Here is a 12428-nt window from a genome sequence, read left to right as displayed (position 1 = left end):
TCTACTCTCTCACAATCTCAATTCTTCTCCTAATTTCATTCCCTGAAGCATCTACAACCGTGATATAGTGTATTCCTTTTGTTGGCGTAATTGGCAGTTCATGAAAGGTTTTTGTTGTGGCCTTATAAACGTCATCAACATACCAAAATAGTTCTTTGTCCCTTTCAGAATAAGCTACTTTTAAGATTACAGGCTGTACTTTGCTATTAAAATCTTTAGTCAAATAAATTTTGCTGTTTGCTTTTGGATAAATAAAATCCATTGTTGTGGCTTGTGTTCCCTCACAGCCATCTTTAAATGGTGGTAGAGGCAGATATTCAATGTGCTGGCTTTTATAATACCAAGCCATTACAGGAGGAAGAACAAACCAATTTTTAGTCACAATATTTTCGACACTCTCGCAGCTGCTGTTTACCTGAAATTGTTCTGTTTTATCTACATGAATTGTTTTATGATACGGACAAACCTTTGTCGATTTTCCTTTTTTAGAAACCCATTGTTTTATTTTTGGACAGTTTTCCTTTGCCAGATATCCGCTTAAACGGCAGACCTCGACTTCTTCTAAATCCTTAAAAGGCGTATCAAACCATCGTTGTCTAGGCAGTAAATTAAAAACATCAAACAAAATTGGCGCTGCACTTGTCACGCCGGTAAGCGTTGGCCTTCCTTCTCCAGTTGCATTTCCAACCCAAATTCCGACTACGTATCTTGAATTGGTGCCAATTGCCCATGCATCACGATTCCCGAAACTTGTTCCTGTTTTCCATGCAATTTTTAAGGAACTGTCATAAAACTTCCAAGCTTCATCTCCTTCCGGCCTGTTTACTTCTTCCATTGCATTATAAGTCAGCCAAATTGAGCCCGCACCCAAAATATTTTTCTGATTGGTTTCTGAACCGAAATCTGGTTTAAAATCATTTTTATAATTTAATTCCGTAAACTCTCCCGTTCTATATTTAGATTGATTTTTAGTATAATAATTTAATGTCGAAGATAGATTTGCATACGTTCTGCATAAATCCCACAAATTACTTTCGGCACCGCCCAAAATAAGTGACAAACCGTAGTGATCAGGTGTTTTATTAATGTTTTTTAATTTAAAATTTTGAAGCTCTTCGTAAAACTTATTCACTCCAAAATCCTGAAGCATTAAAACTGCTGGGATATTCAAAGAACGCGACAAAGCTCGATGTGCCGGAACTGCGCCATCAAAAGTGAGATTAAAGTTTTGCGGTGTATATCCCGAAATCTGCGTTGGAATATCGGCAATTAAAGTGTTAGGCAATATTTCACCATCATCCAGCATTGCGCCGTATAAAAGCGGTTTCAAGATACTTCCCGTACTTCTTGGAGCATCAATAATATCAACGTCTTTTTGATGGTCTTTGTCTGTTGGTGCATTGCCAACATAACTCATTATGTTCCTATTCTGCACATCAATCACCAAAATAGCTAAGTTATGAACTTCATTCTGCTTATGTTGATTGTAATAATACCTCGCAATTTGATTTACTCTATTCTGCAGTGCATAATCTAATGTTGTTTTTACTCGGGTCCCTTCTTCATTTTTTGCCACTCTTTGCAATAAATGCGGCGCAATTTGCGGCAGATCGTACGGTTTTTGGGGTAAAGGTTCTTCTATTGAAAGTTCATAAGTCTGCTTATCAATAATTCCTTCCTGATGCAATTTTAATAAAAGTCTGTTTCGTTTATTTAATAATTTAATCTGATTTTTGCCGGGATAAATCAAACTTGGTGTATTGGGTAAAACTGCTAAAACTGCATTTTCAGCCCAAGATAACTGATTGGACTGTACGCCAAAATAACGCCATGAAGCCATTTCCAGCCCGACGACATTTCCTCCAAAAGGCGCATGAGCGGCATACATTTCGAGAATTTCGTCTTTAGAGTATCCCAATTCTAATCGGGTTGAAAGGATGATTTCAATCAGCTTTTCAAAATAAGTTCTCTTCTTTCCTTTTCTGGATAAGCGAATGACTTGCTGCGTAAGTGTACTTCCGCCTCTCACTACTTTACCTGCTTTTCTGTTTTGCTTAAAAGCATTTACCATTGCACCTGGATTAAATCCCGGATGTTTGTAGAAGTATTCGTCTTCAAAATAAACAATGCACTTTTTGAATTTATCTGGAACACTGTCCTGTGACGGAAAACGCCATTGTCCGTCGCGGGCAATTTTAGCGCCAAGCAGTTCTCCGTCCTTACTTTCAATAACGGTTGAATAGGGTTCTTTAAATAAAGTTCGGGGTATCGAAAAATAGTAAATCAGCAAGAGCACAAATGCAATTGCTGATTTTATTTTGTTTCTTTTTATCCAGTTTAGAATGCGTTGGAAAAACGCTTTTAATTTATTTTTCAACACTAATTGTTTTACCGCAAAGGCGCTAAGTTATCGCTAAGTTCGCTAAGTTTTTTTCTCGCAGATTTCGCAGATTTGGCAGATTTTATTTTTATCTGTTTGATCTGCAAAATCTGCGGGATACCTTTTATCACAAAGATTTTTTGCCAGAGATTAAAGGATTAAAAAAAAATCTGTGATAATCTGTGTAATCTGTGGCTAAAAAAAATTATTTCACAACCTCAACCCAGAATCCTTTTGTTCTGGCTAAGAACGTATTATCATACATTGCTTCGCATTGCAAACCAGGTAAATAATAATTTCCTAAATATGACGCATTTAACAGAATTCTAAAGACTTTGGTTTCTCTTGCTTTCATTCCAAAATAGAAATTGGTTCTATCGTCGCGAATATCAATATAATCGGCAATATTATTTACTGCGTCTCCGTAATCTGTAAAACGCGTATTTACAATTTCAAATCCTGAAGGCAGAATTTGCGATAAAGCTACATTCTGAACACTTTCTCCTCTTTGATTTTTGATCGTAACTTCGGCCACAAACTCAGTTCCTTGAGTAATTTTAGAAACATTGATAACACTTCCTTTTCTGTTTTTGAAAACAATGTTGGCCGAAACATCATTTTGAACAGCATTTTCCTCCCCGATCGGCAATATACCTGTGTTCAGTACACGGACATAAATCGTGTTATTTTTATTGTTTTTTAATGTAATACTGTTTGTTCCAGAGGCGACAGACAAACTGCGATCAGCAACTGTTTTTTGAGTATTTATAGTTTCTCCCTTGCCATTTTTACTAAACTGAAGATTGATTCCTTTTGGACCGTTACTAATAGCAAATTTCGACATAGAATATAAGCAATAAGCAGTTGTCTGTGTACTCATCCACTGATTAGCCGACATTTCTTTGGCTAATTTTGAAGCCATTGCAAATGCTTTTTGTTTTTGTCCTAAAAGCAGCATGGTTTCCAAAGCCATTGCTCTATTTCTTTCGTTTGAACCGTAATAGTAGTAGCTATATCCATCTGAACTGCCATCAATATTGGTTTTCAAAAACAAACTTTGTCCTGCCGATTTTTGTCCAGCTAGAACATAAGCAGCCGCCAAACGCAGCATACTTTCGTTCGAAATGCCTTTTGTTTCTCGCAATCTGTTCATTGATGATAAATCAGCATTTCCAGCTAAAGCTAAAGTATATAATCTATAAGCCTGAGCCAAGTCATTACCATATTTAGGTTCAAAACGCCATTGTTTGGCTTCTTTTTGCTGATAGGACAACCATTTTGATTTGAAATTAATTGGCAGTACATAACCTTTTTTCTCTGCTTCGATCAAGAAATGTCCAGCGTATGAACTTCCCCAATCATCAGCAATTGCATTCCCCTGCCAGTATGGTAATCCACCGTTTGACAATTGGAAGTTTCCTAATCTTGCAATTCCAGCTGCAATATTCTTTTGAATAATATCTTTGCGTTTCGCATCAATATCAGCAACATCACTTAAGAACAATTGCGGGAAAACTGACGATGTAGTCTGCTCCACACAACCATGCGGATATTGGATTAAAAATTGAAGTCTTCCGTTTAAATTCATTGACGGCATAGACGAAACTTCCAATCTTGCTTTATTGCTTCCAGCAACACCAAACGTTTTCCACGAAAGTGTTTTCGAACTGTTTGGCGCCAGAACAACATCTGTATAGGTACTCGTAACTGGATTTGGGTTCGTCATATCAATTTCGACATCGTAAACTGATTTCTCACTCCCAGAAGTTGCAATAACCTGCACTTTTGCTATTCCCGTTGCTGCACCTACAACCAAATTAAAATACGCCATTTTTTCGTCTGGCTGAGAGAAGTTCAATCTCTGAACGGCACTTCCCATTACTTTCAATCCGTTGCTGGTTTTTATCTGAATTGAAACATTTTTAATTTTGCTTTCAGTAGCAAAAATAGTTACCGGAAGCGTTACTTTTTCTGATGGCGAAATTTTTCTCGGCAATGAAGCCAAAACCATTAACGGGCTCTTAACCTGAGTTGCTTTTTCTACACTTCCATAGGCACTTGTCGCTGCGTCTCCCGCAACTACCATTGTTCTAACAGAACCAATATATTTTGGAAGTTTTAATTCATGAGATTTCGTCTGTCCTTTTTCTAATTTGAACGGACCATAATACAACACAACTGGTTTAAAACGATTTGCCTTTTTAGCTTTTCCGCCGCCTAAATCCTGATCACCACCAATGCTAAAAATCTGATTTATTTTTCCGCCATACGCACCTATTACATCATCATAAATATCCCAGGTTTTTACTCCCAAAGCTTCGCGAACATAGAAGCTGTCCCATGCATTTGGTGTTTTAAAACGTGTTAAATCCAAAAGTCCTTCATCGACAACGGCAATGGTATACGTCATTTCTTTACCAGATTTCTCGCCCACTTTTACCGTAAAAGGCTGTTCTGGTCTTAAAACATCGGGCATATTAATTGTTGGTGCCAAAATGGTGTTTTTATCGACAACTTCAATCGGAACAATTCCGTACATACGAATAGGCGAATCGTTTTTCGTTGAAGCGTGAGGCTGTAATAATGTGATATTAAAATAGACATTTGGTGCCATCGCTCCCGTAATCGGAACTTCGACTTTTGTTTCACCATTTTTAGTTTCTGCCCAAATGGTCTGAATTACTCGAGATCCGTTTTCAACCGAAATCAAAGCACGTCCGCCCTCACTTGAAGGAAAAGAAATCTGCGCTTTTTCTCCCACAGCATAATTTTTTTTATCTGTAGAAAAAACTAACATGTTGGCTGTAGAAGCATCTCTATTTCTAGTTTTTCCTGACCAGACCGGCCAATCGATATTTACAGTCAATGCTGTTGCATGCCCTTCATCTGTATCTTCAACACGAATTAAATAACGTCCCCATTCTTCATCACTCAAAGAAAATTCAAAACTTCCTCTTCCGCTTGAATCGGTGCTGATCGTTTTGGTTTTATAAGAAGTTGTTGCATTCGAAGAATTATAATTCGATAAATTATCACTTGACGAATCCCACCACCAGCGCCAGTCTACTTTGTAAATTCTCACTTCCAGATTTCGAACGGATTTTGGTCTTCCGTTTTCATCAACCGTAACGACATCAAAACGATTTGATGCTCTGGTTTCAAGCATATTGTATTTGTTGAGCTCTGGCGATTTTATACCTACATACGTTTTATAAGGAGAATAAGTCGTCGACATAACATCGGTACTAAAATCCCCGCCTTCTTCATACACTTTTGTAATGAATGAAGCGCGTAACATTCCCGGAGCCTGACCTTGCAGTCTTGGCTGAATATTTACTGATGCTTTTCCGCTTTCATTTAATTTCCCAGAGAAAACATTAATTTCTTCTGTACTAAACTGACGTACTAAATCATCAAAAGTAAATTTTTCATAACCTTTAAAAGTGGTAGTTTGCTGCGAGAATTTAGCCTGCATTTCTACATTTAAATTCTTAGCAATCGCACCATGAAGCCAAGTTACTTCAAGATTGTCTGTATTAGGATACGAAGACGAAAGTGTCTTTCTTGTAAACGTATTTTTGATTTTTAAACGATTCGGTTTGATCGTTTCTATTTTAATGCTTTTATAAAATTTAGCACCTCCAACGCTAACCATTGCTTCCCAATTTCCTGTTGGTGCTTCTGTACTTGTTGGAACTATAAAAGCGTAATGATTTAAATCGTTTGTTTTTTGAACCGTCTGGTAAACTGTTTTTCCGTTCGGATCATTCAATCTAAATTTAATTGGATGCGATTTCGGAAGTTTATTTGCCGCATCATTTAAAATAAAAGACAAATACAAATTATCTCCTGGACGCCACACGCCTCTTTCTCCATAAATAAATCCTTTCAACCCTTTTTGTAAAGTCTCCCCAGCAACATCAAAATTACTCACAGACAGCGAAAGTCCGTCATCCAGTTTCACATAAGTTGATTGATCCCCTAAAGTAACAATAGCAAAATAAGCGAACTTATCCAGCTGAAAAGATGCAATTCCCTCACTGCTTGTCGCCTCAGTTGCGATTTTTTGCTGTTGGAAATTGTACAAATCGACTCTTGCATTAGAAATAGGCTCTGTTGTAACAATATTATTTACCGCAAATAAATAGGATTTGTTTTCTCCTCTTTTGGCAATAACACCCAAATCTGTAGCTAAAATATTGGTCGCAATTCTAGCATTATAATAATACGATCCACTGCAAGGATCTTGGCTTTCTCTCCAGTTATAATCATCATAGTACGAGTAATCATCGTACGAATCTCCACTGTAGTTTACGTCATTTTCATCTACTTCCTCTTCCTCAACTTCCTCTTGTTCGCCATCAGATGTTTCGCATTTATACAAAGAGTATTTCTTTTTATATACAAATTCCACTCTGTAAATTGCTCCTGGTTCTGGTTTTATAATTTTAGATAAATCCAAGGCATATGTATTCCATTTGGCAAGATTTACGAGTGTGCTTTCTTTTAAATTCAGTGTTGTTTTGGCAATTGGCTGTGCAACTTTTTTGAGATTTTGCCCGCCGTTTAATTCATTATATTGTAAAAACTGCAGAATATTATTTTTGTAAATCTTATACACTTTTACATCAACAGCACTTAAGTTTACCGCTTCAAAGTTTAATTTTAAATTATTTGAACTTGGCAGAATTGTTCCGTTTTTAATAAAGCGAACATTTGGTTTTATCTGGTCAAATGAAATCTTTTCACTATAATTGGCTTCCATTTTTTTGCCGTATTGGCTTTCAATTCCTTGAAAAACTTCCAAAAGCAATTCGCCCGTAACAACCTGCTCCGGTTCTTCATCTGGAACAACTTCAACAATATCTTCAGTTTGAACCGTATCAACAGCTACCGAAGCAGAGTCTACCGCAACTGCAGCAGAATCGACGGTCACGTAAGCAGGTTCTTCTTGTACAACTACAGGAGCGACCGGCTCTTTTTTAGCTGTGGCTTCATTCTTAAAATATACTTTCAGTAAATTTCCTTGAGTAGAAAATTTCAAGTTATTAGTGTTTTGAATCGAAACTAAACCTGCAAAATCCTGACCTTTTTCAAGAGGTTCAGAAAAATTAATTAAAACCGATTGATTATTGCCATCTGGAACCTCAACTTTTACAATTTTAAATTCGTTGACACTTGTAATCGGAAAATCGATTTGTCCTTTCTGTTCAATATCAAAATCACTTCCGTCATATATAATCTCTAGATTTGATGCATCTGCAAGACGTTGAATACTATCAATTATAAAACGAAATTCTTTAGCTGGCCCCGCTACTTTTTCAAATTTAATTTTAAGACTATTCCCTTTTTGTTTGGCTTCTACCAACTTTTGCGCCGTTTCAAGATCAATATTATCTGCCGTTTTTAATACACAGTTTAAATATTGATATTCTTTACTATACGACTGGATATCTCCCGTATTTATGGTAAAATCCTGTTTAACCGTTTTAACGGTGAAGTTGAATTTAGAAAGTTCTTTTTCGTTCTCTTTCGGAATTGCAGTCAGTTTATCTAGGTTTAAAGTAACCTGATATTCTGTTCCCATTTTTAGTTTTTTCTCCGGAATAAAAGCAATTGTATTGCTCGAAAGCGCGACAACTTTTCCGCTCACACTTGGCGAAATATCAAACAAATCACTATCTAATTCCTGATTGGGTTTCCACTCATTTTTATCAAAAGCCAAAACTACGCGAATATCAGAATCCGAAGAAACGATACCGCCCGTAAAACTGGTTATATAATCTTTAAATAGTGAAAAATCGGAATTGAAATCTGCAGCCGATTTTCTGCCGCAGGATTGAAAAATAAAAAATACAAAAAATACGAGACTTAATCCTTTTACTTTCACTTTCTATTGAGTGTTAATGGTTAACAATTACAGCATAAATACGTTTTTACTACTAAAAGCCTTAACAGTAAAACAAGGATTTAATTGTTATAAAAGTAAATTATTTTTTGTTTTATTTAAGAAGAAAATTCCCTAGTAGTGATTATTTAACTTTTGTTGAAGTTATTAGAACGTTTTTATAATTATTTGAAGCTGATCCAGCTGTCCGCTATATCTTTTCCCTGCTAAAGGAGCAGGAAAAAGGATACCGCTCCCATCTGGGCTAGGGCATTCATTTTCATAACAATATTCAAAATTCCGTTCCAAGTTTTGAAAGGACATTATCTAATTGAATAAAAAGTTCTTTCGTATTGGAAGCGTAAGACAATTGATTTCCAGATGCAATTATAATTACATCGTCTGGATTATTTCCATAAAATTGTACTCCCTCAAGCCATCTTGCAAAGGAAACATTTTTATTATAGAAGTTTTTGGTTATAAAATTAACTTCCTGTTCATCTAGTTCATAAAATGTATTACATGGAAAATCTAACGCAAATCCTGCCTGAAGAAAAGCCATAGCAGTGAAAAAATCTTTTAAAGTTTCGGTTTCTAGGTTCCATTCTTTTTGATCATAACTCATATAAACTGGCGGATTATAAAGAGCCAAATCATCTTTATGAATTCCCCAAACACAAGCGTCCTGATTTTCAGTATAAAAAATCAAATAAGTATCATGATTATAATGTTGAAATCTTTCAGGAACTATCAATGAATCTTGCGCTTGATTCAAACGCTGAATTTTACCAAACTCCGTATAATAATCGCTAAATACTTTTGGAAGAGTTCCAAAAATGTTTTGGATAGTTTCAATTTCATCAAAACCAAATCCATTCGACTCTGTAATATGAAATAGTTCTTTTATCGTAGAAAAGTCAGTCATCAATTTTAAATATTTACCTGAATATTATTTACGTCTCTCTACAAAAAAACGCTTCATTAAATCGGCTGCTTCGTTTGCCATAACGCCAGAAACTACTGTAGTTTTTGGATGCAGTTTTGTTCCCATATTTAAAAAGCCGCGCTGCTCATCGCGTGCGCCAAAAACAATTTTCGAGATCTGGCTCCAATACAATGCGCCCGCACACATTTGGCAAGGTTCAAGCGTAACGTACAGCGTGCAGTCTTTCAAATATTTTCCTCCAAGGAAATTCGCTGCAGCAGTTATTGACTGCATTTCGGCATGAGCTGTAACGTCATTTAGTAATTCGGTTAAATTATGACTTCTTGCAATTACTTTATCTGCCACAACAATTACGGCACCAACAGGAATTTCGCCCTTTTCAAAAGCCATTTGAGCTTCCTGCAAAGCTTTCTTCATAAAATATTCGTCGGTGAAAGGATTTATCATAGTTGCAAAAATACTATTTTACTCTTTATTTTTTATTACATTTAAATCGTGATATTCAACTATGGGAAAAAACTATAAAATCAGCATTCCTGAACCTTGTCATGAAGACTGGAACAAAATGAAGCCAAAAGATAATGGTCGTTTTTGTATGAGTTGTTCTAAAACAGTTGTTGATTTTACTTCAATGCTTCCTGATGAAGTTCAGCATTTTTTTATCCAAAATCAAAATGTTTGCGGCAGATTTAACAAATCGCAATTAGATTCTGTAAGTATTCAAATTCCAAGTCGAATTTTGTATGTGCAAACACAATATCGTAAAATGTTTTTACTGGCTTTATTTATTGCCATGGGAACAACTTTATTTAGCTGTGCCGACAAAAATGGCAATAAGAAAAAGATAGACAAAGTAGAAGTCGTTACAGATACTGTTCGCACTGAGCATATTATGGTTGGTGAGCCCGCAATTGATGACACCAAAACAAAACAAGCAGTTGTACCACCTCTGCCACAAGTCGATCACGCTAAATTTGAAAAACCAGTTACTATAAGTTGTGGTGAAACTATTAAAGATAAAAAGCAATCTTCAAATGCAGTTAAGGAAGAGGATTCACAATTTGTTACGGGAACTGTAATGCAGACAAATGCAGAATTCCCAGGCGGTATTGATCAATTTTATACTTTTTTTGGAAAAGAATTTAAAAAACCAGACGATATCTATATCAAAAATCTCAAGATTAAAATCTCGTTTGCAGTAGAAAAAAATGGATCGATGACTTACATGCAGTCGGATCCTGCTATTGAGAAAACTTTAGAGAACGAAATAATGAGAGTTCTCAGCATCTGTCCTAAATGGCAGGCTGGAGAATCAAATGGTAAAAAAATAAAAATGCAGTATTCTTTGCCAATCGCATTTTAATCTCAGCAATAAAATTAAATTTAAAACCGTAAATTTGTTTTTTACCTTACAATGAAAAGCAATTTACTTTCAAAAATACACAATCCCGCCGATTTACGCCTTTTAAAAGAAGAGCAGCTTACCGAGGTCGCTAAAGAACTGCGTCAATTTATTATTGATGTAGTTTCAGTGAAAGAAGGTCATTTGGGAGCCAGTTTGGGCGTAATTGAATTGACGATTGCCTTACATTATGTTTTTAATACTCCCAAAGATTTACTAGTTTGGGATGTTGGCCACCAAGCTTACGGTCATAAAATCCTAACCGAAAGAAGAGAAAATTTTCATACGAATAGACAAATAGACGGAATTTCTGGTTTTCCTAAAAGAAGCGAAAGTGTTTATGATACTTTTGGCGTAGGTCATTCTTCGACTTCTATTTCTGCGGCACTCGGAATGGCAATTGCGTCTAAAATTAAAGGTGATTTCGACAAACAGCATATTGCAGTTATAGGCGACGCTTCTATCGCCAGCGGAATGGCTTTTGAAGGCTTGAACCATGCTGGAGTTACTGATGCCAATATTTTGGTAATTTTAAATGACAATGCTATTGGAATTGATCCCAGCGTTGGCGCTCTAAAACAATATTTAACCGCCGTTAAAAACGGAAAAAACCCGAGACAGAATAACATGATCAAATCTTTGAATTTTGATTATTCTGGTCCAATCGACGGACATGATTTTCCAACTCTAATCAAAGAATTAAATCGTTTAAAAAAGATAAAAGGTCCTAAATTTCTTCACATTGTTACGACAAAAGGAAAAGGTTTGCAGCAGGCTGAAGAAAATCAGGTAAAATATCATGCTCCTGGAAAATTTGATGCTTCGACGGGAGAAATTCATTTAAAAAATGAAGAAAACCTGCCGCCTAAATATCAGGATGTTTTTGGTTTAACTATTTTAGATTTAGCCAAAAAGAACGAAAAAATAATCGGCATTACGCCTGCAATGCCATCAGGAAGTTCATTAAAATTTATGATGGATGAATTGCCGGATCGTGCATTTGATGTTGGAATTGCAGAACAGCACGCCGTAACTCTTGCCGCTGGAATGGCGACACAAGGCATGGTTGTATATTGCAATATTTATTCGACGTTTTTACAACGCGCATACGATCAAGTGATTCACGATGTCGCGCTGCAAAATCTGCCTGTGATTTTTTGCTTAGACCGAGCTGGGTTAGTGGGCGAAGACGGCGCAACACATCACGGCGTTTTCGATATTGCTTATTTACGTTCGATTCCGAATATGATTATTTATGCACCGCTTAACGAAATTGAACTTCAAAACATTTTATACACTGCTCAATTAGGACTAAATCATCCTATCGCGATTCGATATCCGAGAGGAAGAGGCGTCATTTCAAATTGGGAAGTAGAAAATTTCGGACATTACGAAAAAATAAAAATCGGACAGGCGAAATGCCTAAAAGATGGTACGAAAGTTGCGGTTCTTTCGGCCGGAACAATTGGAAATAATGTTATAGAAGCGCTACAGGAATGTCCCAATTCTGACGCTATTGCCCATTATAATTTTAGCTTCATTAAACCATTAGACATCAATACATTAAATTCCATTTTTTCAACTTTCGACGATATTATTACAATAGAAGACGGGGTTAAAAACGGCGGTTTTGGAAGCGCAGTTTTAGAGTTTGCAGCATCGAATAATTTCAAAAATAACATCCGAATTTTGGGTGTACCAGATGAATTTATTGAGCACGGAACAGTAGTTCAACTGCAACAATTGTGTAAAATTGACGTTAAAAGTTTAATAAATCTTTTTTCTAACGGTTCAAAATAATTATTTTGCGACA

At 36.1% G+C, this 12428-nt stretch carries 6 protein-coding genes; 2 read left to right on the top strand and 4 right to left on the bottom strand.

Annotated elements, in window-relative coordinates; translation table 11 throughout:
• Nucleotide 1: 1 nt before the first annotated feature.
• From pbpC to BSF42_RS08275, 4 genes are all read right to left on the bottom strand, one after another.
• Complete coding sequence (gene pbpC, locus BSF42_RS08290) at nucleotides 2-2377, bottom strand: penicillin-binding protein 1C (RefSeq protein ID WP_095952736.1); 2376 nt, start codon at nucleotides 2375-2377, stop codon at nucleotides 2-4.
• Nucleotides 2378-2585: 208 nt separating this feature from the next.
• A complete protein-coding gene (locus BSF42_RS08285; RefSeq protein WP_095952614.1) occupies nucleotides 2586-8270 on the bottom strand; it encodes an alpha-2-macroglobulin in 5685 nt (1894 codons plus the stop codon).
• Nucleotides 8271-8559: 289 nt separating this feature from the next.
• Nucleotides 8560-9192, bottom strand: coding sequence for a hypothetical protein (locus BSF42_RS08280; protein WP_095952613.1), 633 nt, complete (start codon nucleotides 9190-9192; stop codon nucleotides 8560-8562).
• Nucleotides 9193-9216: 24 nt separating this feature from the next.
• Nucleotides 9217-9660, bottom strand: coding sequence for a nucleoside deaminase (locus BSF42_RS08275; protein WP_095952612.1), 444 nt, complete (start codon nucleotides 9658-9660; stop codon nucleotides 9217-9219).
• Nucleotides 9661-9721: 61 nt separating this feature from the next.
• Between BSF42_RS08275 and BSF42_RS08270 the strand changes: the two genes are divergently transcribed.
• The gene (locus BSF42_RS08270) at nucleotides 9722-10576 is read left to right on the top strand and encodes a hypothetical protein (protein ID WP_095952611.1); all 855 of its coding nucleotides are present in this window, start codon (nucleotides 9722-9724) and stop codon (nucleotides 10574-10576) included.
• Between the two features lie 51 nt (nucleotides 10577-10627).
• The gene (locus BSF42_RS08265) at nucleotides 10628-12415 is read left to right on the top strand and encodes a 1-deoxy-D-xylulose-5-phosphate synthase (RefSeq protein WP_095952610.1); all 1788 of its coding nucleotides are present in this window, start codon (nucleotides 10628-10630) and stop codon (nucleotides 12413-12415) included.
• The last annotated feature ends 13 nt before the right edge of the window (nucleotides 12416-12428 follow it).

The sequence above is a fragment of the Flavobacterium sp. ACN6 genome (genome assembly GCF_002304005.1).
GTDB lineage: Bacteria > Bacteroidota > Bacteroidia > Flavobacteriales > Flavobacteriaceae > Flavobacterium.
The sequence above is the reverse complement of the archived record's forward strand: the minus strand, read 5'-3'. Positions and strand labels throughout refer to the sequence as shown.

Coding starts and splice junctions, on each gene's coding strand:
- BSF42_RS08280 (WP_095952613.1), bottom strand. CDS start 9,192: ATGACTGACTTTTCTACGATAAAAGAACTATTTCATATTACAGAGTCG.
- BSF42_RS08275 (WP_095952612.1), bottom strand. CDS start 9,660: ATGATAAATCCTTTCACCGACGAATATTTTATGAAGAAAGCTTTGCAG.
- BSF42_RS08270 (WP_095952611.1), top strand. CDS start 9,722: ATGGGAAAAAACTATAAAATCAGCATTCCTGAACCTTGTCATGAAGAC.
- BSF42_RS08265 (WP_095952610.1), top strand. CDS start 10,628: ATGAAAAGCAATTTACTTTCAAAAATACACAATCCCGCCGATTTACGC.